Genomic DNA, 20,812 nt, shown 5'->3' with positions numbered 1-20,812 from the left:
GATTAGGTTTAGACTTCACCTGACAGGCAGCAAGAGCGAACAAGAGACGGTCAGAGTGATCTGGATATGTGAACTTAATTCTACAAAGCGGACGCTTAGCGACCCCGTTCATGCAATAAAATTGAGTTTAGGCAATCCGCATTAATTGTATAATGATGTCTCTGCTTCTAAAGAGTATGTTTATGAGAACCATTGGAAAACTGGCAAAAGATTTAGATATCAATGTTGAAACGATCCGCTTTTATGAGCGCCAAGGTTTAATAGAGCAGCCTCCAAAACCCGAATCAGGTTATCGAAAGTATGACGAGACACACGCTAATCAACTCAAATTTATTCTGAAAGCTAAAGCATTAGGGTTTACGCTGAAAGAAATTGAATCACTGATGTCACTAAGTAGCAGTTGCGCTGATATAGAATCGATGGGATTGCAAAAACTTAATCTCATCCGTAATAAAATTGCTGATTTACAGCGGTTAGAGAAAGTAATTCAAGATATGACAGATTCTTGCAAGGCCAATCAAGACCCTCAATCCTGCCCGGTAATAAATTCACTTAAATAGCTATTGACCCCGTACTTATGTACGGAGTTTATACTACCTTAAAAATTGAGGTAGATAGTTATGATCAATAAAATTCTAGATAAAGTAGGTTCTGGTGGCGTTTGGCTAGCCGCCCTTAGTTGCACAGCATGTTTTCCTGCGCTCGGCTCATTGGCATCTGCGCTTGGGTTAGGTTTTCTTTCACATTTTGAAGGGATAGCGGTGAACACCTTATTGCCATTATTTGCTTCACTAGCGTTGTTAGTTAATTTCTATAATTGGTATCAACATCGAGAGTCATTAAGAGGCATTTTAAGTGTCATTGGCCCAATTGCAGTATTGCTGACCCTTTATCCTTTATGGCAATACGACTGGAGCACTTACTTATTTTACTTTGGGATCATTTGGATGGTCGTAATGTCTATTTTAGATATTGTTAAGCCCATTAAGGAACCAGTATGCAAGGTATAGAATTAAAATCTAAGATAACTTGCCCTGAATGTGGATTTAGCAAAGTTGAAACCATGCCTACAAACGCTTGCCAATGGTATTACGAATGCGAAAGCTGTAAAGCACTACTTAAACCGTTCAAAGGTGATTGTTGCGTTTACTGCTCTTATGGAACAGTTAAGTGTCCTCCTATTCAAGAAGGCAATGCATGTTGCTCAGGTAAGTAGCCTAGTATTCGGTGGTTCTGTGCCAACCAAGTAATATCTTAAATGCGATTGCGATTAACACTAAACCACCAAATAGTTCAGCTTTAGACTCCAGCCATACGCCACTTCTTTCGCCGATATTCACACCAATCTAGCTAAAGGCAAACGTCGTGACGCCTATTATCAAGCAAGCTACGGCTATGTCTACCTCAAGCAATGTGATTGCATAACCTGCCGCCATTGCATCAATACTGGCGGCAATAGCAAGAACAAATAGCACACGATGAGTAACATTAGCAATATCTTCTTCAATTCCTTCAGATTGGGACTCATAAATCATTTTTGCCACCGATAAATAATAGCAAAATAAAAGCTATCCAAGGTGCATAATCTTCAATCCAAGATGATCATCCTTTACCGCTGTAATAGCCTAAAAGAGGTATAAAGCCTTGGAAAAATCCAAAATAAGCAACGGCTTTAATAAAGAGTTTTTCAGCATTTGCTACTTTTTTAGAACCTAAGCCTATGGATACTGCAAACACGTCCATACTGAGTGCTATAGCTAATACAAATACTTCAAACAAATCGATTAAACCTGAATAAAATTGTTATAAGATTACGTGACGTATAATTAGTTACTTGACTGATGTTAAACACCTAAGGTTTGCTGACAGTTGCTCAATTATCGAAGCCTTATTTTTACACCAAATTTCAGCCAGATATTCAGTAACAGTGCCAACACTTGAAGGAAACAGAATATTCCCCGCCACTTTGGCGAAAGGGCCATCAGTTTCGAGTAAAATCCTATCTTGAGGTATCCACGATATTACTTTTTTAGCTCTGGCTGAAGTAAGCATGGCTGGCCCAATAGAAAAGAAACAGCCTAGCTCGACGGCTTCTAGAACTTGCTTCTTAGTACCTAAAAACCAATGAAGAATAGAAGTACCAGCATTGGGGTATAACTTAAGTTGTTCAAGTACTTCACCTGTCGCATTAAGACTATGGATAGTTAGTATTTTGTTATCAAAGTCTTCACATTTTTTCAAAATATGCGTGAAAACCTCTAATTGATCATCAAAGTAATCAGCATAACCTTTTGAGCCATCCAGCCCAATTTCTCCAATATATCTAGTTCTATCAACTAGCTTATCGAATAGAGGTAGTTCATTTTTCCTTAAATGAGCAAGTTGAGGGTGAAGCCCCAAAGCCGTTTTACAGTGTTTTATGCCACTTGTTAACTGAACAGTACCTTCAAAAGCTGAAGGCACCGTAGTTACTGATAGCACGTAATAATTACTGCTTTTTATGTCGTTCAATACCTCTTTATGATCTGGATATAAATCAACATGGCAATGAAGATCCATCATGATGATTTATCCGCTTGGAGAAATAATTCAACCTCTGCTAATCCTCGCTTAATAGTTGATTCTAGTTTTTCTCGTATATCTTTATCTTGTGGTATTGGTCCTGACTTTCGAAGCCAAGAACGATAATTGTCAGTCTGTTTCAACCGGATAATGGCAGTTTGAACCGCTTGGAGATCATCGCGAGTATCTTTTTCTTTAATAAGACCTCTCAACCGCTTTGTCTTGTATGGCGCATCTTGTGTAAAACCAGCATGAAAAACTGACGCTCTTCGAATAAGGCAAGGTACACAATGCCCACACTGTTTATGCTCTCTGTGCCAATGACTACAAGAAACACTCAGAGGAACTGCTTTTCTAATTGCGTCTTGATCAACACATTCCGCTAACATTTCACCTTTAGTTTTGAATTGATAGGGGTTTACAAATTTGACATGAAACCCAGTGTCTCTAAGCAAAGATTCAAGCCTGCTTAGAAAATTAGGATGAGTAGTTCTAGTACTATGGCTACCAATCCGTCTTCTGGTAAGCGGTGGATTTATAGAAATATAGCCATTCTCAGGGACGACAATAGTTTCAATACTGCTATCGCAATTAGCATTTCTTAAGGCTGATATACCAAGTACCGCCATAGCTAGGAAGTTGAAGCTTCTTCCCCTCATGCTAATGTCAGTTTTACCTTCTAAATGCTTGATAATATGAGGAGACATTGAATAGGACAATTCGCCGAATGGCGGGGATAATAAATGCTTAATATCTTCCTGTTTTGCGCCATCACCACGATAAGCGTGACTAACCAAAAGCGGTTTTAAGGCTGACTCTCCGTTTAAAATGTCAATTGCACCAACTGCGCTGTCAAGACCTCCTGAAAAAAGGCAGACTGAGTTGAGTCCAATTAATGATTTTGCTTTTGCTTTCGCTTGCTCACTTGTTTTAGGAGTCGGCATCGGCATAGTTGTTTTTTCAAAAGTAAACTGCCATTGATCGCCCGTTAGAAAGTTGAGCAAAGAACTTAGTTCAGGCTCAACAGTATTCCACATATCCTCATCGGTAACAGGAACATGTAAATGCATTTTTCTAGCCCATGCATTTTCTGCATTATCCCTCAATTCAAATGTATCAGCGGCGGTAACGGCGGTTGCAATTGTTATCAGATCTATTGCATCAGCATCTACATGCAATCCTAAATCACGAACTGTTTGTAGTAGTTGTTTTGACACCAAGCTGTGCTTAGTGATGTCATTTTGATGCGTGTGAAACATTTGGACAGGATGACAGTCTTCAGAAAAATCAGGCAAGTTAGCTGGGTCATGGTTAAAATAAAAATTAGTCATCAAAACTCTCCCATTCATCCACTGTCATTGCAATTGCATCAGCTTGAATTTTAGTAATATTTTCCTTGCTAATAGTACTAGGGTTGCCATTAGTTACTTTGTCTAACTGCTCTTGTGTGATCACTTTTATTAATTCCCTTAATTCTACTTCCATTTGATGATGCTTACTTGCAGGCTCAACATGAAACCAAGCTCTGCCCATGCCTTCAACCACATCCTGAAAAATAAGATCTGTTAAATAACAGCCTATGGCTTCTTGAATAACTTCGTCAGTAAAACTGTTTGGGTCAAATTCTTCTGTATCGGGGAGTGCTTCTTCTAGTGCGTAATCCAACGCAACTCTTACAGCATCCGAATCGGCATTATCAGGTGCCAAATGACTAGCAATTTTGTCAATTGCTTGGTCAGTCGATAACCCAGTTAGATCACCTAATGATAAGCTTTGATTATTAACCGTTACGGTGTCGCCACGCATGACACCAAGCAATCCAGAACCAGCCGTTATACCGCTTGCTAGTCTCCGGCTTGTGCTTTTACCTCCGCCAGAGCCTTTTCTAGAGTAACTTTTTAATGAACGCCTTAGATCTGAGGTTGAGCCACCTGTTTGTGCATATTTACCAAATGCTCTTCTGGCGCTGGCAAACCTATTTGGAGGTGGCGTTGCTGTTGGCGAACCACCGATTTCTTGTTGAACCTTGTCATTGTCAATATCGTTGGTATGGTCATTCTGATCATCAGATTGATTGTTATCAGAACCAGTTTGATCATCCCCATCAGTACCTGATGCAGGCTCTATTGTGACGGGATCTCCTTGCTCTGCCCAAGATGGAATTAGCGGACTCTTGTTATTCGGTCCTGTAGACGATGCGGACGTACCCATATTACTTAATTCCCTCTAGTTCTTTTAAGATTGGATTGAGCCACCTTTGACGAGGCAAGCTTTTTAAGAATGTAAGAAGACTTAAGCAACATTTATCATCCTGCTTGGCAAGTAACACGGCTCCATAGATGCCTGTTGGTTTTTCGGTCCAATCACCAATCAACTTAAAGTTTTCAATCAAACCATCCATGACTGACATGTACTCTTCCTTCGGAGTTGTGGTAATCGCAGTAGAGTTAACGCCACTGACCCTTACCTTTTGCTTCATTAATTCTTCTACAAGTTTTTGAGCAGCTCCCGACATTACCGCATTAACAGCACCCATTGGAATGCTTTCTCGGCTAAGGTATGCCGCTGGGGTCAAATCCATCTCAGTAAACATTGGAGGTAATTTTGACCATTTATCAATAAAAGCTAGGTCGAGTTTCCACTCTTCAGGTAACTTTATTTCATCAAATTCAACTTCTGAATTTTCGAGATCCGCTAAAACTTTTGGATATCCGTTTTCCTTATCAATTAATTCATAAAGCTTGTTAGTAGCCTGAGTGCCTAAGCACCTCTCAAAAATTACCAGCTTAGTGATAGTTTTCTCGTCAAGCTGCATTCCTCGACGGTGAGCCGTTTTCTTTCTCATCTTAACTTGATTGAGTAATCGCTTAACTATGCGAGGGTTACCGTTAATGTTTGTGGATTCAGCTAATAGTGGAGCTAACTGTTCAGCAACTACAAATTTGCTTCTGAGTCCTGAATGCTTTTCGATATCGTGATCCTGAAGAAGCTCATCAACGGTAATTTGTGGTTGTTTCCAAGAAAGCCTTAATGATTCTTCAAGGGCACATCTTATCGCTTCTAACTGAGCATCTGTCACTCCGTGGTCTTGAGCGGTGAGCATCATTAAATATGCCCTTATCTCAAGAACACCGGGCCTTGGTACATGCACAGGAATTTGAATAAGCTTGTCTAAATAATCAGTTTGATGTCGTTGAGATGCACCTTTGTGATATTCAGGTACTGCCAAACGGATCATGTCTTCATCGGCGGCAATGACAAATGCGGTATTTGGTAAAAATAGAAATAATCTGATCGCCTCAAGTGTTGAAATGGCATTAAATGGAGAGCAGCGATCTAAATTATCGACATAGACAATAAGTGGCTTATCAAACTCCTTTAACAGATCAGAATATGCTTTTCGGAATTCTTTAATTTCTTTAGGAGGTGAGAATGATTTCTTATCTTTGATCAAACCTTTGTTTTTCTTCGCAACATCCTTAGCGCCATCGACAGCACCTTTTACATCATCAACATCAAGTTCACCATCGTCACCACCACTGAATAGTCCCATGATCTTCTGTATACCACCCATAGTCGGTATACCAGCTAATGCTGCACCACCATTCATTAGCAGTCCCATCAGTCTGATCTTATCTATTCGTCCAGCAAACTCTATTGCTTTTGCACTTAGATTTTTATCGTCTGCTGCTTTTTTTACTAAAGTAGATGCAATTGTTTCTAATAGCGCTGCTTTAGCGTCATCGTATCCTTGGAAAGTCCATGCATCGAAATGCACTTGGATATATTCTTGTTCATCAGTTTCCAAAGATGCTTTGGTAAGTTCAAGAATCGTGGATTTTCCAGCGCCCCAATCACCAAAGACACCTATACTAATAGGCATTAATTCCTTTTCAGTGATAAGATCTTTAATCGACTCAGCCGTTTCATTAAAGTTTAAGAAGTCAATTTTCGACTCTTTATCAGACCACATAACATCTCCTTTTGTTTATTATTTTTTTGTTCCATTCTTTCAATAGTTCGATGAACCGTCGGGCGGCTAACAGAATATTTCTTCGCTAATGCAGAGATCGATTCACCATTTAATTTATCTTTATATAATTCTTTCGCTTGTTTGTCTGATAAAGCAGGCAACCTACCCATATGTTTGCCTTTAGCCTTCGCTTCTTCGCGACCTTCTGCGGTTCTGGCTTTTATAAGATCCCGCTCAAGTTGAGCGAATACTCCACATAGGTTGATCATGGCGGTGGCAAACGGATTATCATTTTTAGTATTGAGAGAGCCGTCGATAATATTTAAACAAGCCCCCTTTTTGTGGATACTTTCAATAGCCTCAAGAATAGACTTTAATGATCGGCCTAGCCGATCAAGGCGAGTAACAATTACCTCATCACCCTCCCTGATAAAATCGATGAGTTCCTTTAGCTTTTCTTCATTTCTAATGGAAGCACCTGACTGTTTTCCTTGAAATATTTTTTCACAGCCATGAGCGTCCAACTTGGACAGTTGAATATTTAAATCTTGCTCTTTAGTTGAGACTCTTGCAAAACCAACTTTCATATGTACGAAACCTGTAACTTTCGTACATCTTAACAATCAAGTGAACGAAAGTACATTAAATAAATTTCGTACATGAACGTAATAAAATATAGTTATTCGTACACAACACGGATAGAAAATGAATGACAATTCTAACTATCAAGTGACTTAATTATTCCACACGCTTCAATGGTGTTTTCAGTTGTACACAAACTTGCCATTTGTTGAAGCTCAGCTTTTAGTGCTTTGAGTTCTCTCATTCGATTGTTAACTAAGGCCAATTGTTGAGCAATGAGCTTATTAACACTTGCACAGCTTTCTTCTGGCTTATTTTTCAGTTCCATAAGGCGTTTAACATCTGTTAGAGGGATATCCAAACTTCGGCAATGCTTTATAAACTCTAATTCTTTTAAAGCCCGTTCACCGTATAACCTGTAATTCCCTTCAGTACGTTCAGGAGTTGAAAGCAACCCTTCTTTCTCGTAATACCGAATTGTTTGTATCGAACACCCTGTCGTTTTTGAAAGTTCACCTATCTTCATAAAACTTTAGTCCTAAATCTTGACTCTATAGTCACTATAGACTTTATAGTTAAGTTATCAAGCAAATAACTAAGGCCGTGCAATGAGTGGTTGTGGTTGCGAAGTCGAACTAAAAGATGCGAAACAAAAACATGTGCTGTATTGGTTGCTAGGTATTAATGCGGTTATGTTCTGCGTTGAGATTACTGTGGGCCTATATGCAAACTCAACGGCTTTGATAGCAGATTCAATGGATATGCTGGCTGACGCAATTGTCTATGGTATTGCTCTATATGCCGTGAGCCGATCTTTAAAGCATAAAGCCAATGCAGCCCTTATCAGCGGTTACTTTCAGCTGACACTCGGAATACTGGTAATCTTTGACATAGTAAGAAGACTCGGAGAAGGTGAGCCTCACTCTTGGTTCATGATCGGCTTTGGTTTTGTAGCATTAATAGCAAACGTCATTTGTTTAGTTTTAATCAGAATGCAAAGCAATGGTGAAGTCCATATGCGTGCAAGCTGGATATTTTCAGCCAACGATGTGATCGCAAACTTGGGGGTCATTGCTGCTGGTGTTTTAGTGATGCTACTTGATTCTCGCTGGCCTGACATTGTGATTGGTAGTGTGATTGCAACCCTAATTTTAAGAGGGGCTTACCTGATTATTACTGATGCGAAGAAAGAGCTGAGCAACGCAGAGTTAACAAGCGAAAACAATAGCTGTAGTGGAAGTAAATCAAAATCATGTTCTTAAAGGAGATGGATAATGAGTGCTAATTATTTAGAGAAAACACAAATATTAGACTTAGATGATCACAGCATCCAATCTCTAATAGCAGATCGGAATTGGAATACAATGGATGAATACAACACAATAGGAGCTGCTTACACCTTTGTTAAAGATGAGATTCAGTTTGGTTACAACCGCAGCGATGATATATCTGCGAGTGAAGTTTTAGCGGATGGCTATGGACAGTGCAATACCAAGGGAAACTTGTTAATGGCTCTATTCCGAGCGCTTGGTATTCAGTGCCGATTTCATGGTTTCACGATTGACCAACAGCTTCAGAAAGGCGCTATTCCTTCTTATGTATTTTGGCTTGCCCCAAAATCCATTATCCATAGCTGGGTAGAAGTGCTCTATGAAGGTAAGTGGATCAATTTAGAAGGCTTCATTCTCGACGAAGCTTACCTAAGTTCAATTCAATCCAAATTCAGTCAAGCTAAAGATAATTTTTGTGGTTATGGAATAGCTACTACCTGCATAAGTAACCCAGAGACGAACTGGGTTGGTAAAGATACTTATATTCAAAAAGAAGGCATACACGACGACTTTGGCTTTTATGACTCACCCGATGAATTCTATGCTGAGCAGGGAACCAATCTAACGGGTATTAAACGTTGGGCGTACCAAAACTTTATCCGTCATATCATTAATTGGAATGTACAAAGGCTTAGAAGAAAAAATGTAACCGCCGAGGCTCAACATGCATAACCACTCTCACGGTCATGATCACCCTCACAATGATGAGGACGCTTCGAGACGCATTGGCTGGGCTTTTTTTCTAAACCTCACGTTTACCATCATCGAATTTATCGGAGGTTGGTTAACCAATAGTACGGCAATCATGGCAGATGCTATCCATGATTTAGGAGATAGCATCTCCATAGGCACCGCATGGGGATTAAATAAGCTCAGTAACAAGCCTGCCTCTAGCCAGTTTTCATATGGTTACAAGCGCTTTTCATTGCTTGGCGCATTGATTAACGGTTTGGTATTAACTGTTGGTTCTGTTTTTATACTAATTGAGGCCATACCAAGATTAGCTAACCCCGAAATGCCTCAAGTCGAAGGAATGCTTTTATTAGCTATTTTTGGCATGGTGGTAAACGGTTACGCTGCCTATAAGCTAAGTCATGGAAAGACCTTAAATGAACGAGTTTTAAACTGGCACTTGCTTGAAGACGTTTTAGGTTGGATAGCTATATTTATTGTATCAATCGTATTGATGTTTGTTGAATGGCCCATACTCGATCCTATTTTATCAATTGGGTTTACCCTTTTTATTTTATTTAATGTTGTAAGAACACTGAAAACGACACTTATGCTCTTCTTGCAAGCGACACCAGATATTGATCTTATTGAAAATATTAAATCGAAAATAGTTTCTAAAGCCATTGTGGGTGAAGTACATCACTTACACATCTGGTCACTTGATGGTGAACACAACGTTTTAACCGCCCATATTGTTTTAAACACTGAAATATCTAACGAAGAGCTGAAATCGTACAAGCTAGAGTTGCGACAGGAGCTTAAAGAGTTTGATTTTGCTCATACAACAATTGAAATAGAGTTCATAGACGAGCAATGTCGTGACGCAAGCTAAACGATAGTGTTAACATTGGCATAACTAAGAGATAGTTGAAACGAAATGAATATTAAACAATTCCCTGCATACATCATGATAGTGCTGATATTACTTCAGTCATTTTCTGCTGTGGCAAAAGTTGCTGATGTTCATATTGTTGATTCCGAGCATATAAAAACCGAGCATGTTCATGCTTTAGATGACCACATTTCTTCTGAAAAATTAATACAATCATCAGCAGATAATGACCAACACAACCCCGCTGATTGTCATCATTGCGGACACTGCAATGGCTCGCATGTACAGTTTGCTACGCATGTTTACATCAGTAGAGACATTGATTTCAAATCAAGTCAGGTATTTGATTATTTAAAAGTAGTCATTGAAGCTCCCCCTTCCAGATTACTTCGACCTCCCAAAAGTTAGTCCTTTTATTTAATTGGCGCGTTAGGCGGTGAAGCCAACGCTCGTTTCATAAAATAAACAGGACAAAATATGAATATGTCTTATTTTAAGGCCCCCGTACTTGCTTGGAAGAAAGTAAAACGGTTGCTTCTGTTGTCGTTTTTAGTGACAACTAATAATGTATTTGCAAATGACTTAACTGTTGATTCAGTTTCATTGTCAGAGGCAATACAACGAACACTTGCAAACAACCCACAGCTAACAGCTTTTAAATACAAACAAAAGCGTTTAGACGGCGAGTTAGCTACCGCAGGGTTAAAACCTGAATATAACGTCAGCGCTGAATTGGAAAACTTTGCAGGTACAGGTGATGTATCTGGATTCAGCGACGCTGAACTTACCTTATCAATATCTTCCGTGGTGGAATTGGGAGATAAGGTAAATAGCAGAAAGCTTTATGTTAATGCCCAACAGCAAGCAATAGCTGTTGAAAAAAGAATACAAACACTCGATATTTTGGGTGAAGTAGCAGCTCGCTATATCGATGTTTTGACGTTACAGCAAATCATGCTCGTCAATGAAAATGCAGAAAAGCTAGCACGAGAAACCTATCAAACTGTCTCCAAAAAAGTTCGTGTTGGTTCGGCACCGTCATCAGAGCAAAAACGAGCTGATGCAGCTTTAGCAACAGCTCGACTAAAGACGCTAACCATTTCCAAGCAGTTAGAGGCCAGTGTTCGTAAGTTAGCTATTATGTGGGGAGAACAATCACCGCAATTCTCTCGTGTATCAGGCGATTTATTTGCACTTCCCAAAACAATATCACTCGAATACATCATGGCTCAACTTTCTCAAAGTCCTCATATATTAGCTTATGCAGAGCAATCGAGAATTCAGCAAGCTCAATTACAATCAATCAACGCACAAAGCCACGCTAATATAACGTGGAGCGCAGGTGTGAAAAGACTTGAAGGTAGCAATGAGACTGCGTTGGTTGCAGGAATTAGCGTCCCTCTGTTTACGAGTGATAGAAATAGAGGCAGCTATCAATCTCAAAAAGCAAAACTCGATGAAGTTGAGCAGCAACGGAAAGCCAGTGAGCGAGCAATTTACAGCCAATTAGCGACATTTTATGCGGCTCAGGAAGAGGCTCGCCTTACGGTTGAAACCTTACAAACCAGTATTATTCCGCCTCAAGAAAGTGCTTTGTCATTAGTGCAAAAAGCCTATTCGGACGGGCGCTTTAGTTATTTAGAGCTAGTTTCAGTTCAAAAAGAGCTTATTGAGATGCAATATGCGCTTATTTTTGCCGCAAGTGAGGTTCACAAACAAAGCGCCTCCATTGAGTCCTTATCAGGCATTCCATTAATTTCTTCCGGCAATACAGAAAGCCAACTTTCAAGCTTTATTGAGAATTAATCATGAAAAAGAAAAATATATTAAATTCACCAATCAGCCTTTTCAAATTAATGCTTGTTGCTGTAATTGGTTTCACCTCCATCACGACCTCAGCCAGTGAAGAACACAAAGATGAAATAGTCTCTATGTCTGTTGAGATGGCTAAACAAAACAGCATTGAAACAGTAGCAGCAACTAGCGGTGTTATTCATAACGAAGAAGTTGTATATGGAAAAATCGTTGCCGATCCTGCCTCACTTGCGCACGTTAACGCTAGATTCGATGGTGTTATTAAGGAAGTAAAAGTCAATCTCGGCGAAGAGGTCAAAAAAGGTGAAACGTTGGTAGTGATTGAATCCAATGAGAGCTTAAATCAATATTCGATAAAAGCACCAATGTCTGGGCGTATAGTCGCTAGGCAAGCCAATATTGGCGAGCTTACAAATGGTGAAAACTTGCTGACAATAGCCAATTTTGACGTGGTTTGGGCACAACTATCAGTGTTTCCTACTCAGCTAAGTAAGGTTAACGCTAACCAGCAGGTGCTAATTCATAGCACTGAATTTAATCAAAGTGCGCAAATTAGCTATTTAACACCATCACTAAACGACAAGCCATACTCATTGGCATTTGTAAAATTGGATAACAAAACCAACAAGTGGCCGCTTGGCACTGTAATTAAAGGTGCGGTTACGACCAGTCAACACTCTGCTCCAGTTGTTGTGCCAAAAGGAGCCATTCAAGAGTTTGAAGGCAAAGATGTTGTTTTTATTAAAGAAGGCAATGAATACCACCCTAGCGCCGTAAAAACTGGCGCTTCAGACGCTATCAATATTGCTATCATCGACGGTTTGAACGTCGGCGAAAGTGTGGTTGTAAAGAACAGTTATCTGCTAGTTGCTGATCTAAAAAAATCGGAGGCTGGACATGAACACTAATCTCCGACCTTTTTGTCCTCTACATATTGGCTTCAGTATTATCGAGGTGAAAATATGATCGCTTGGATACTAGAATTATCTATCCGTAGACGTGGTACTATGTTGCTTATGGCCTTGTTTATCATCGCTTTAGGAATATGGAACTATCAGAAGCTACCTATTGACGCTGTGCCAGATATAACCAATGTACAGGTACAAATAAACACGCAGGCTCAAGGTTATTCACCTTTGGAAACAGAGCAACGGATTACGTTTATCGTCGAAACGGGCTTGGCGGGTTTACCTAAGCTGGATTATACCCGTTCACTTTCTCGATATGGCCTGTCGCAAGTGACTGTTGTGTTTGAAGAAGGCACAGATTTGTATTTTGCCAGAAACCTAATCAATGAGCGACTTAGCGCAATTAAGGAGCAACTACCGTTTGGCATTGAACCAGAAATGGGACCAATTGCTACGGGCCTCGGTGAAATATACATGTACAGTATAACTGCCGACGAAAGTGCAAAGCAGAATAATGGCTTACCCTATGATGCGATGGCGTTAAGGGAGATCCATGACTGGGTAGTGAAACCACAACTTGCATTGGTTAAAGGGATTACGGAAATCAATGCAATTGGTGGCTATAAAAAGCAATACCATATCAATCCCGATCCGTTAAGGATGTTGCACTTCGGTATTACCAGTGAAGCACTATCAAATGCAATAATGCGAAATAATGCAAATCAAGGGGCTGGATTCATCGAAAGAAGCGGACAGCAAATTCTTGTTCGTTCACAAGCTCAGTTGCAATCTATTCAAGACATCCAAAACGTCATTATAAAAAGCGACGACGGCACACTTGTAAAAGTTAAAGATGTCGCCGAAGTTGCGATAGGAAAAGAGCTAAGGACAGGAGCTGCATCACTGGAAGGCAAGGAAAGTGTGATTGGCACCGCAATGATGCTGGTAGGAGAAAATTCACGCTCGGTGGCATTGGCTGTTGGTGACAAGCTTAGTGAAATCCAAAACAGTTTACCTCAAGGCGTGTCCATAGTTCCCTTATATGACAGGACAACTCTGGTTGATAAAGCAATTAGCACCGTACAGAAAAATCTTATTGAAGGTGCATTACTGGTTATCTTCGTATTGTTCCTATTACTGGGTAACATACGCGCCGCTTTGATTACCGCCGCAGTAATTCCTTTGGCAATGTTGGCAACAATCACGGGCATGGTTCAAAGCAAAGTCTCTGCGAATTTAATGAGTCTGGGAGCCTTAGATTTTGGATTGATTGTCGATGGCGCGGTAATAATCGTTGAGAACTGCATTAGGCGGTTAGCAGAAAGCCAAAAACGAAATAGTTCTGTCATTTCCCTGAAAGAACGCCTAGACATTGTTTATTCTGCTACCAATGAGGTTATACGACCTAGTGTTTTTGGCGTATTGATCATAACGATTGTCTATTTACCTTTGTTTACCTTATCGGGTGTCGAGGGCAAAATGTTTCATCCGATGGCCGCAACGGTGATAATCGCTCTATTGTCTGCAATGGTATTTACCTTCACGCTAGTCCCCGCTGCGGTTGCTTTATTCTTGAAAGGCAAAATCAGCGAAAAAGAAAGTCCAGTAATTGTCGGCGCTAAGTCAGTTTATAGTCCTGTTTTGAAGTGGGCTTTAAAACTACGTTGGCTAGTTGTTTGCGGCGCTGCTTTACTTGTGACATTTAGCATATTACTTGGTAGTAAATTAGGATCTGAATTTGTTCCTCAACTTAATGAAGGTGACATTGCACTGCACGCGATGCGTATTCCGGGCACGGGTATTGACCAAGCTGTAGAAATGCAGAAGGTACTTGAACAACAAATTATGAAATATGATGAAGTTGTTACGGTGTTTTCAAAAACGGGCACAGCAGAAGTTGCGACAGACGCGATGCCGCCAAATGTGACTGATACTTTTCTGATATTAAAGCCGAGAGAGCAATGGCCCGACCCTAATTTAACGAAAGAGGATTTTGTTGAAAGGCTGGAAAAAGATCTCAGCTCTATTCCCGGCAATAATTATGAGTTTACTCAACCAATTCAGATGCGATTTAACGAATTAATTAGCGGAGTAAGAGCTGATTTAGGGATTAAGCTCTACGGTGATGATCTATCCCAACTTGTCATTTCTGCACAAGAAGTTTTGGCTACACTCAATACAATTTCAGGTGTTGCTGATGCGCGGCTCGAACAAGTTGATGACGTGCCTATCTTTACCGTTAACCCCAAGCCTGAAGCATTAGCGCTATACGGGTTGGATGCAAGCGACTTACAGTCTTGGTTAAAAACAGTCGTGTCAGGTGAAGGCGCAGGGTTAATATTCGAAGGTGATCGTCGATTTGAAATTGTAGTTAGATATCCTGAGCTGTTGAGAGCCAACCTTGATCAGCTAGGTAATTTGCCAATCGCGACAGAAAGTGGTGAGTTTGTACCTGTAAGCGAAGTTGCAGAGTTAAATTATACGACAGTTCCAAGTCAAATAAGCCGAGAAAATGGTAAGCGACGAATTGTAATTACAGCAAATGTTAGAAACCGAGATCTAGGCTCATTCGTACAAGAGGCACAGCAAAAAATTCAACAAAATGTTGAATTGCCTGCTGGTTATTGGCTTGAGTACGGCGGAACATTTGAGCAACTTGAGAGTGCAACGCAAAGATTATCCATCGTAGTACCTGCCACATTGTTTGTAATTTTGACACTGCTTGTCATAGCATTTAGTTCAATAAAAGATGCCCTGATCATATTTAGTGGTGTGCCTTTAGCACTTACAGGCGGCGTATTGGCTTTGTGGTTAAGAGACATGCCTCTTTCAATTTCTGCTGCTGTTGGATTTATCGCTCTTTCAGGGATAGCTGTATTAAATGGACTGGTGATGCTGTCATTCATTAAACAGCGATTACTTGAAACAGGAGAGCTAATAAACTCAATTATCGAAGGTGCAACTATCAGGCTTCGCCCTGTATTAATGACCGCTTTGGTTGCTAGCTTAGGTTTCATTCCTATGGCATTAAACGTCGGAACTGGGGCTGAAGTTCAGAGGCCATTAGCAACGGTGGTAATTGGAGGGATTATTTCCTCTACTTTACTTACTTTAGTTGTTTTGCCTGTTCTATATAGAATTGTTTACAGTAAATACAAATCTTAACTTTAATTTAGAGGCTTCTCGTAATGTTTTCGAGAAGCCTTTTGTTAAGTTACTTTTGCTCGTTCAGGTGTGTAAAAAGACCTATTTAAAACTAAATTACTTTTAAGACGCCGCGATACATTTGTATCTGACAATGAAACTCATGCTCTCCCTGTGACAAGTTTAATAAGGTAATTTGAGTAATTTCATTTAACTTAAGCTGTTCGCTTATATCCAATGAAGGAATAAGCATTATTTCAGCGCAGGGGGATTGCTCTTTATGACCGTTATGAACGCACGTCATTATTGCTAATTGCGCAGATTATGAATGAAACTGGTAAACGGATTATCATTTTTTGTACTGACAGAACCATTAATAATCTTTGAACAATCGCCCCGTTTGTGAGTACTTTCAATGTCCTCAAGAATAGACTTTAATGATCGGCCTAGCCGATCAAGGCGAGTAACTATTACCTCATCACCCTACCTGATGAAATCGATTAGCTTCTTTAACTTTTTTCATTTCTAACCGAAGTACCAGACACATTGCCTTATAATATTTTTTTACAACCATAATAGCCCAACTGAACAGTTGAGCATTCAAATCTTGTTCTCTAGTAGATACTCTTGCAAAACCACTTTCATGTGTAGGAAACTTTTAGCTTTCGAACATGAACGAGATAAAAGATCAATATTCGTTCATTTAAAAAGTGAAATAAATGACAACTCTAACTATCAAGATTAATTCTTCCACATGCTTTAACTGTGTCTTCACTTGTACACGAGCTTACATTTGTTGAAGCTCAGCTTGTAGTACTTTGAGTTCCCACATTAGATTGTTAACTAAAGCCAATTCCGCCTGTGTCTATCACAAGTTCAAAACTCAAACTCTAAATATAAGCTGATTTGATCTCCTTCAAAGAAGATTTTTTGCCCATAAACTCTTACACCGAAATGTGTAGATTAGTACTGATTCACAATAATTGCGCTGAAATTGAGTCAATCGTATTACAAATACTCTTATTGATACTGGCTCATTACTTGCAATTTTTCGAGAACATGACCACATGTAGAGAATAATAGGCTAACAGTGGGAAATATTTACACTATCAATGTAAGGATTACTTATGAAATACTCAAGATTTGCTGCAATGATCATCACCTCAACCATTGCTATGTTTGTCATGATGTATCTCAACACTTACGCAGTATCACATATATGGTTTAGTGAAACGCGTATCTATATGTCGTTGTATATGGGAGCAGGTATGGCAATGATCATGCTGGCCTTTATGCTTGGCATGTACAGTAACAAGAAGCTCAACATGGCTATTTTTCTATTGGCGACAATACTGTTCGCCATATGTCTTTATCTTGTTCGCTCTCAAAGCACAATTTCTGACACTGCCTACATGAAAGCGATGATTCCTCATCACTCCATTGCTATTCTTACTAGTGAGCATTCAACTTTGGAGGATGTACGCGTGCGTGAATTGGCAAATGGTATTATTAAAGCCCAACGAAAAGAAATAAAAGAAATGGAATGGCTGATTAAGGATATTTCTGAAAATGGAAAGGTCAGCTCACAAGCTCAGGCTGAGCAACGACCGCTCCCAAAGTTTGAAGGCACACTGAACAAAGGAGGCTAAGATGACTAAGACAGCTACCCTGTACAGAATGGTCACTGACGAACATATCTGCCCCTATGGTTTAAGGTCGAAAGATTTGCTGGAGAGGCAAGGGTATGATGTAGAAGATCATAAGCTCACGTCAAGACAACAAGCTGATGACTTCAAAGATAAGCATGATGTCAAAACTACGCCACAAACCTTTATTGAAGGAAAGCGTGTCGGAGGATACGATGACTTAAGAGAGTATTTTGGTAAAGATGAAGCAGGTCAAACTGGCACAACCTACACGCCAGTTGTAGCCATTTTCTCGATAGCTGCACTTCTTGCTGTCGCATCTCAACATTTTGCTTCCGGCTCATTTATCTCCATCAGAACACTGATGCTATTTATAGCTTTTTCAATGACGCTCTTAGCGGTGCAAAAACTGAAAGACCTATACAGTTTCACAAATTCGTTTATTACTTATGATTTACTAGCGATGAGATGGATAAGATATGGTTATATTTATCCCTTCATTGAAGCATATGCAGGTATTGGTATGGTTGCCCAACTACAGCCTCTCGCAGTGGCACCATTTTCATTGTTTATCGGCACAGTTGGAGCAATTTCAGTTTTCAAAGCCGTTTACATTGACAAACGCCAGTTAAAGTGTGCCTGTGTAGGCGGCGATAGCAGTGTGCCACTTGGATTTGTATCGCTATCTGAAAACTTATTTATGATCGCGGGAGCATTGATTATGCTGCTGATGTAAAGGTATAGCTCTATTCGGCGGCCCCTTAACTGTTAAGATTAGACCTAGGATGCCAGCCCACACCTTTCTAATCCATATGTAACATTTTTTTCTGTCGTACTGGCATCAAGATAACCAGAACTGAGCAAACAATCTCAAAGGTTGTACAAAATAACACTAAAGCTTTTTCATTAAGTTTTATTGTTATGCTCTTGTGGTGGCTTTCGCCACCACTTTATTAGTTTTCAAGTTCCACCATATCTTTCGCTGCAATGTCACCAGACACTAGCTTTACAGTTGCGAAATGATCATTCACAATTTTAGTAATTTGTACCGTTCCTACCTTTTCGATAGTGTAGGGATCTTCACCTTCACTCAATACTATTCTTTCATGGAATCTAATAACACTGTATTTTTGCCCAACCTCTGCGCCATGCTTAGCACCAATACAGATTAGAGTTCGATTATCAGAACTTTCTACTACCTGACCTCTCATCATGTATTTATGATAAAAAGTGGTATTGGAACAACCCACTAAATATAAACCGAATGTAAGCAATAAAAGAGCTTTTATATAGGGTGTTTTCATCACTGTTACCTCATTTGACTAACTAATTATCTATACACTTTTTTATGAATTCATTTGTTTTTCCGGCCAGCCCCCGAAGGTGCTTGATGACAACTCCAAGGCTTATGAACAGAGTTATCTTTGATGTTCTGATCAACAAATTTATAGTAACTTTCTTTAGTATGTGTCCACCAATCATCATGAACATCTGCGCCATACTTACGGATTACCTCCTCAATCCCATCAAGGCTTACGTTTGCGGCATCATAGGCAAGGTGTATTTCACCTTCTTTGATGTTGTAACTAACTTCATCTATACCAAAAAGCTGATCTATTTCTTTTACTAACTCGTCACAGCTTTCTTCTGTGACATGGCTAAGCTTTAGATTTCGAACAACTAAATTTTGCTCTCTAACGCCAACTCTATGATCTAAATCGCTCATAATTTTTCTCCTAATGTTTGTGTGAATGCTGTTGATTGCTATCTTTCATTTCTTCCATTTTCCGGTTCATCTGCGGCATCATGTTCTCCATCATTTCTAAATGATGTTCAGTCATCTTGATTTGTTGATGCATTGGCATTTCTTCCATGTTTTTGTGCATGGATTGCATCATCTTCATCATTGAACGGTGATGTTCAACCATCATCTGCTGTTGCTTGTCAGGATCTTTTTCAGTTTTAATGGCATGGACTTCCTTTTTCATTTCCATCATCTTTTTATGCATTTCTCCCATGTTCTCATGTGGTATTGTCATGCCTTGATGCATACCAGCTTTGTTCGCACCTTCATGTTTATGCTCATTGTTTTGGGCAAATAAGCTAGTGGTTATCAGTAGTGAACCAATAAATAAAATTGATTTAATTAACGTTTTCATGATTTTTACCTTCTACACTTTTATTAAAACTTGGGATCCAACTTGGTGTCGATTCCATATACCTGTGGTACTCCGAACCAAATTCAGCAATCGCCTGTGCTTCTTCGCGTTTCGCTAGCTTGACGTAAACAACGACTAAGATCGGAAACATCGCAAGTGTTGGGATTGTCGGCCACTGCAATAAAAAGCCGAACATGATTAGAATGAAAGCTACATACTGTGGGTGGCGACATCTTGCATACCATCCAGTTGTAGCCAATTGATGATGTTTTTGCGCGTGATGCAATACATTCCATGCTGAAGACAACATAAAGAAACCTGCAACAATAAACACCATACTCACTATATGAAATGGGTCCCAATGGGCATCACCTTGAAATCCAAAGAAAGTATGTAATAAATGCCCATTTTCATGCGCAAAGAAATTTACTTCTGGATAGGTCTCCGTCAGCCACCCCGACAGAAAATAGATAGTTAAAGGAAAGCCATACATTTCAGTAAATAGGGCAACAATAAAGGCAGAGAACGCGCTTAGACTTCTCCAATCAGTTGATGTTTTTGGTTTGACAAAACTAAAGGCAAAAAAGATAAAAATTGCTGAGTTCAGTATCACCATTGACCATAAGCCATAATCATATGTTTCATTCATCACTGCTCTCCTTTTTATGTGATTCCTTACGTGCCTTTTCTAAGCCTTGTATGTAGCCATCGCGATAGGCTGCATTTTTATCCGTGAGTTCTTGAAAGCTCTCTTCCTTTTTTTCATCAGGCGCATGTGAATGATCGTGACCATGTTTACCATGACTGCCATGCATAAATACGTGCATCAAGGGGCATAGCAATAAAATCAAGTAGGGAAGAAATTGCAGCGTATGTTGACCATGCTCAAGCACTAAGAAGTAGGTCACTGCGGCAATAAGTGCCAGTGCAGCCCAGCCTGTAGGTGTTGACCAAAAATTAGGGTGTTGATTTTTCATATTGCCCTCCTAAACGACTTTTAAGACACCGCGATACATTTGCATCTGACAGTGAAACTCATGCTCTCCCGGTGACAAGTTTAATAAGGTAATTTGAGTAATTTCATTTAACTTAAGCTGTTCGCTTATATCCAATGAAGGAATAAGCATT

At 39.7% G+C, this 20,812-nt stretch carries 26 protein-coding genes and 1 pseudogene; 12 read left to right on the top strand and 15 right to left on the bottom strand.

The features are described from left to right. Positions 1 to 182 precede the first annotated feature (182 nt). From HUS61_RS12320 to HUS61_RS12310, 3 genes are read left to right on the top strand one after another with little or no spacing between them, the layout of a single operon-like run. Positions 183 to 560, top strand: a complete 378-nt coding sequence (locus tag HUS61_RS12320; protein ID WP_016708221.1) for a MerR family transcriptional regulator — start codon at positions 183 to 185, stop codon at positions 558 to 560. A gap of 60 nt (positions 561 to 620) precedes the next feature. Beyond that, complete coding sequence (gene merC / locus HUS61_RS12315) at positions 621 to 1,010, top strand: organomercurial transporter MerC (protein WP_016708222.1); 390 nt, start codon at positions 621 to 623, stop codon at positions 1,008 to 1,010. Beyond that, positions 998 to 1,216 carry a GDCCVxC domain-containing (seleno)protein gene (locus tag HUS61_RS12310; protein WP_062566147.1) on the top strand — a complete coding sequence of 73 codons (219 nt, stop codon included), beginning with the start codon at positions 998 to 1,000 and terminating at the stop codon, positions 1,214 to 1,216. The genes merC and HUS61_RS12310 overlap by 13 nt, the downstream gene beginning before the upstream one ends. 1 nt (position 1,217) lies before the next feature. On the opposite strand, the pseudogene HUS61_RS12305 reads toward HUS61_RS12310, so the two are convergent. The 7 genes and pseudogenes from HUS61_RS12305 to cadR all read right to left on the bottom strand — a co-directional run bounded on the left by HUS61_RS12305 (position 1,218) and on the right by cadR (position 7,643). Continuing rightward, positions 1,218 to 1,779, bottom strand: a pseudogene (locus HUS61_RS12305) (manganese efflux pump MntP family protein). 51 nt (positions 1,780 to 1,830) lie between these two features. Beyond that, positions 1,831 to 2,562, bottom strand: coding sequence for a Qat anti-phage system TatD family nuclease QatD (gene qatD / locus HUS61_RS12300; protein ID WP_016708224.1), 732 nt, complete (start codon positions 2,560 to 2,562; stop codon positions 1,831 to 1,833). Next, complete coding sequence (gene qatC / locus HUS61_RS12295; RefSeq protein WP_016708225.1) at positions 2,559 to 3,893, bottom strand: Qat anti-phage system QueC-like protein QatC; 1,335 nt, start codon at positions 3,891 to 3,893, stop codon at positions 2,559 to 2,561. The genes qatD and qatC overlap by 4 nt, the downstream gene beginning before the upstream one ends. Further along, a complete protein-coding gene (locus HUS61_RS12290) occupies positions 3,886 to 4,773 on the bottom strand; it encodes a hypothetical protein (RefSeq protein ID WP_016708226.1) in 888 nt (295 codons plus the stop codon). Before HUS61_RS12290 ends, qatC begins: the two co-directional genes overlap by 8 nt. A 1-nt stretch (position 4,774) precedes the next feature. Then, the gene (locus HUS61_RS12285) at positions 4,775 to 6,535 is read right to left on the bottom strand and encodes a P-loop NTPase fold protein (RefSeq protein ID WP_016708227.1); all 1,761 of its coding nucleotides are present in this window, start codon (positions 6,533 to 6,535) and stop codon (positions 4,775 to 4,777) included. Next, positions 6,499 to 7,122: a recombinase family protein gene (locus tag HUS61_RS12280; protein ID WP_175082564.1), complete on the bottom strand. Its 624-nt coding sequence runs from the start codon at positions 7,120 to 7,122 to the stop codon at positions 6,499 to 6,501. The genes HUS61_RS12285 and HUS61_RS12280 overlap by 37 nt, the downstream gene beginning before the upstream one ends. 131 nt (positions 7,123 to 7,253) lie before the next feature. Further along, positions 7,254 to 7,643 (bottom strand): Cd(II)/Pb(II)-responsive transcriptional regulator, encoded by a 390-nt coding sequence (gene cadR / locus HUS61_RS12275; protein ID WP_016708229.1) that lies wholly within the window; start codon positions 7,641 to 7,643, stop codon positions 7,254 to 7,256. 82 nt (positions 7,644 to 7,725) lie between these two features. Between cadR and HUS61_RS12270 the strand changes: the two genes are divergently transcribed. The 7 genes from HUS61_RS12270 (at position 7,726) to HUS61_RS12240 (ending at position 15,900) form a co-directional block, all read left to right on the top strand. After that, positions 7,726 to 8,379: a cation transporter gene (locus tag HUS61_RS12270; protein ID WP_016708230.1), complete on the top strand. Its 654-nt coding sequence runs from the start codon at positions 7,726 to 7,728 to the stop codon at positions 8,377 to 8,379. Positions 8,380 to 8,391: 12 nt separating this feature from the next. Beyond that, a complete protein-coding gene (locus HUS61_RS12265) occupies positions 8,392 to 9,120 on the top strand; it encodes a transglutaminase family protein (RefSeq protein WP_016708231.1) in 729 nt (242 codons plus the stop codon). Next, positions 9,113 to 10,012 carry a cation diffusion facilitator family transporter gene (locus tag HUS61_RS12260; protein WP_016708232.1) on the top strand — a complete coding sequence of 300 codons (900 nt, stop codon included), beginning with the start codon at positions 9,113 to 9,115 and terminating at the stop codon, positions 10,010 to 10,012. Before HUS61_RS12265 ends, HUS61_RS12260 begins: the two co-directional genes overlap by 8 nt. Positions 10,013 to 10,057: 45 nt before the next feature. Next, the gene (locus HUS61_RS12255; protein WP_016708233.1) at positions 10,058 to 10,420 is read left to right on the top strand and encodes a hypothetical protein; all 363 of its coding nucleotides are present in this window, start codon (positions 10,058 to 10,060) and stop codon (positions 10,418 to 10,420) included. Between the two features lie 69 nt (positions 10,421 to 10,489). After that, positions 10,490 to 11,818, top strand: a complete 1,329-nt coding sequence (locus HUS61_RS12250) for a TolC family protein (protein ID WP_029216105.1) — start codon at positions 10,490 to 10,492, stop codon at positions 11,816 to 11,818. Positions 11,819 to 11,820: 2 nt separating this feature from the next. Next, positions 11,821 to 12,735 (top strand): efflux RND transporter periplasmic adaptor subunit, encoded by a 915-nt coding sequence (locus HUS61_RS12245; protein ID WP_016708235.1) that lies wholly within the window; start codon positions 11,821 to 11,823, stop codon positions 12,733 to 12,735. Between the two features lie 54 nt (positions 12,736 to 12,789). Next, complete coding sequence (locus tag HUS61_RS12240) at positions 12,790 to 15,900, top strand: efflux RND transporter permease subunit (protein WP_016708236.1); 3,111 nt, start codon at positions 12,790 to 12,792, stop codon at positions 15,898 to 15,900. Positions 15,901 to 15,991: 91 nt separating this feature from the next. Here the strand turns inward: HUS61_RS12240 and HUS61_RS12235 are convergent, their stop codons facing one another. Together HUS61_RS12235 and HUS61_RS21905 are read right to left on the bottom strand one after the other, a co-directional pair. Further along, a complete protein-coding gene (locus HUS61_RS12235; protein WP_229677580.1) occupies positions 15,992 to 16,132 on the bottom strand; it encodes a cupredoxin domain-containing protein in 141 nt (46 codons plus the stop codon). Positions 16,133 to 16,188: 56 nt separating this feature from the next. Next, on the bottom strand, positions 16,189 to 16,308 hold the full coding sequence (locus HUS61_RS21905) for a hypothetical protein (RefSeq protein ID WP_353683143.1): 120 nt from the start codon (positions 16,306 to 16,308) through the stop codon (positions 16,189 to 16,191). A 698-nt stretch (positions 16,309 to 17,006) separates the two neighbouring features. Here HUS61_RS21905 and HUS61_RS12230 point away from each other — a divergent pair. Next, positions 17,007 to 17,528, top strand: a complete 522-nt coding sequence (locus HUS61_RS12230; RefSeq protein ID WP_016708237.1) for a DUF305 domain-containing protein — start codon at positions 17,007 to 17,009, stop codon at positions 17,526 to 17,528. A gap of 1 nt (position 17,529) precedes the next feature. Beyond that, positions 17,530 to 18,261, top strand: coding sequence for a MauE/DoxX family redox-associated membrane protein (locus tag HUS61_RS12225; protein WP_016708238.1), 732 nt, complete (start codon positions 17,530 to 17,532; stop codon positions 18,259 to 18,261). Between the two features lie 217 nt (positions 18,262 to 18,478). On the opposite strand, the gene HUS61_RS12220 is transcribed toward HUS61_RS12225, so the two are convergent. From HUS61_RS12220 to HUS61_RS12195, 6 genes are all read right to left on the bottom strand, one after another. Beyond that, positions 18,479 to 18,829, bottom strand: coding sequence for a hypothetical protein (locus tag HUS61_RS12220; protein WP_004589646.1), 351 nt, complete (start codon positions 18,827 to 18,829; stop codon positions 18,479 to 18,481). Positions 18,830 to 18,879: 50 nt separating this feature from the next. Next, positions 18,880 to 19,251 (bottom strand): hypothetical protein, encoded by a 372-nt coding sequence (locus HUS61_RS12215; RefSeq protein WP_016708239.1) that lies wholly within the window; start codon positions 19,249 to 19,251, stop codon positions 18,880 to 18,882. A 10-nt stretch (positions 19,252 to 19,261) separates the two neighbouring features. Continuing rightward, on the bottom strand, positions 19,262 to 19,684 hold the full coding sequence (locus tag HUS61_RS12210) for a hypothetical protein (RefSeq protein ID WP_016708240.1): 423 nt from the start codon (positions 19,682 to 19,684) through the stop codon (positions 19,262 to 19,264). Beyond that, positions 19,668 to 20,333 (bottom strand): isoprenylcysteine carboxylmethyltransferase family protein, encoded by a 666-nt coding sequence (locus HUS61_RS12205; RefSeq protein WP_016708241.1) that lies wholly within the window; start codon positions 20,331 to 20,333, stop codon positions 19,668 to 19,670. The genes HUS61_RS12210 and HUS61_RS12205 overlap by 17 nt, the downstream gene beginning before the upstream one ends. Continuing rightward, the gene (locus tag HUS61_RS12200) at positions 20,326 to 20,661 is read right to left on the bottom strand and encodes a DUF2933 domain-containing protein (protein WP_016708242.1); all 336 of its coding nucleotides are present in this window, start codon (positions 20,659 to 20,661) and stop codon (positions 20,326 to 20,328) included. The genes HUS61_RS12205 and HUS61_RS12200 overlap by 8 nt, the downstream gene beginning before the upstream one ends. Positions 20,662 to 20,670: 9 nt before the next feature. Continuing rightward, a partial coding sequence (locus HUS61_RS12195; protein WP_175082563.1) for a cupredoxin domain-containing protein occupies positions 20,671 to 20,812 on the bottom strand: 142 nt, incomplete at its 5' end.

Source organism: Pseudoalteromonas sp. 0802, assembly GCF_013350085.1.
In the GTDB taxonomy this organism is placed as follows: Bacteria; Pseudomonadota; Gammaproteobacteria; order Enterobacterales; family Alteromonadaceae; genus Pseudoalteromonas.
Note: the sequence above shows the minus strand (reverse complement) of the source record. Positions and strands in the feature narration are given on the sequence as shown.

Coding starts and splice junctions, on each gene's coding strand:
- HUS61_RS12265 (WP_016708231.1), top strand. CDS start 8,392: ATGAGTGCTAATTATTTAGAGAAAACACAAATATTAGACTTAGATGAT.
- HUS61_RS12205 (WP_016708241.1), bottom strand. CDS start 20,333: ATGAATGAAACATATGATTATGGCTTATGGTCAATGGTGATACTGAAC.
- qatC (WP_016708225.1), bottom strand. CDS start 3,893: ATGACTAATTTTTATTTTAACCATGACCCAGCTAACTTGCCTGATTTT.
- HUS61_RS12250 (WP_029216105.1), top strand. CDS start 10,490: ATGAATATGTCTTATTTTAAGGCCCCCGTACTTGCTTGGAAGAAAGTA.
- merC (WP_016708222.1), top strand. CDS start 621: ATGATCAATAAAATTCTAGATAAAGTAGGTTCTGGTGGCGTTTGGCTA.
- HUS61_RS12270 (WP_016708230.1), top strand. CDS start 7,726: ATGAGTGGTTGTGGTTGCGAAGTCGAACTAAAAGATGCGAAACAAAAA.
- cadR (WP_016708229.1), bottom strand. CDS start 7,643: ATGAAGATAGGTGAACTTTCAAAAACGACAGGGTGTTCGATACAAACA.
- HUS61_RS12225 (WP_016708238.1), top strand. CDS start 17,530: ATGACTAAGACAGCTACCCTGTACAGAATGGTCACTGACGAACATATC.
- HUS61_RS12210 (WP_016708240.1), bottom strand. CDS start 19,684: ATGAAAACGTTAATTAAATCAATTTTATTTATTGGTTCACTACTGATA.
- HUS61_RS12245 (WP_016708235.1), top strand. CDS start 11,821: ATGAAAAAGAAAAATATATTAAATTCACCAATCAGCCTTTTCAAATTA.
- HUS61_RS12290 (WP_016708226.1), bottom strand. CDS start 4,773: ATGGGTACGTCCGCATCGTCTACAGGACCGAATAACAAGAGTCCGCTA.
- HUS61_RS12200 (WP_016708242.1), bottom strand. CDS start 20,661: ATGAAAAATCAACACCCTAATTTTTGGTCAACACCTACAGGCTGGGCT.
- HUS61_RS12280 (WP_175082564.1), bottom strand. CDS start 7,122: ATGAAAGTTGGTTTTGCAAGAGTCTCAACTAAAGAGCAAGATTTAAAT.
- HUS61_RS12255 (WP_016708233.1), top strand. CDS start 10,058: ATGAATATTAAACAATTCCCTGCATACATCATGATAGTGCTGATATTA.
- HUS61_RS12320 (WP_016708221.1), top strand. CDS start 183: ATGAGAACCATTGGAAAACTGGCAAAAGATTTAGATATCAATGTTGAA.
- HUS61_RS12240 (WP_016708236.1), top strand. CDS start 12,790: ATGATCGCTTGGATACTAGAATTATCTATCCGTAGACGTGGTACTATG.
- HUS61_RS12215 (WP_016708239.1), bottom strand. CDS start 19,251: ATGAGCGATTTAGATCATAGAGTTGGCGTTAGAGAGCAAAATTTAGTT.
- HUS61_RS12285 (WP_016708227.1), bottom strand. CDS start 6,535: ATGTGGTCTGATAAAGAGTCGAAAATTGACTTCTTAAACTTTAATGAA.
- HUS61_RS12235 (WP_229677580.1), bottom strand. CDS start 16,132: ATGCTTATTCCTTCATTGGATATAAGCGAACAGCTTAAGTTAAATGAA.
- HUS61_RS12310 (WP_062566147.1), top strand. CDS start 998: ATGCAAGGTATAGAATTAAAATCTAAGATAACTTGCCCTGAATGTGGA.
- HUS61_RS12260 (WP_016708232.1), top strand. CDS start 9,113: ATGCATAACCACTCTCACGGTCATGATCACCCTCACAATGATGAGGAC.
- HUS61_RS12230 (WP_016708237.1), top strand. CDS start 17,007: ATGAAATACTCAAGATTTGCTGCAATGATCATCACCTCAACCATTGCT.
- HUS61_RS12220 (WP_004589646.1), bottom strand. CDS start 18,829: ATGAAAACACCCTATATAAAAGCTCTTTTATTGCTTACATTCGGTTTA.
- qatD (WP_016708224.1), bottom strand. CDS start 2,562: ATGATGGATCTTCATTGCCATGTTGATTTATATCCAGATCATAAAGAG.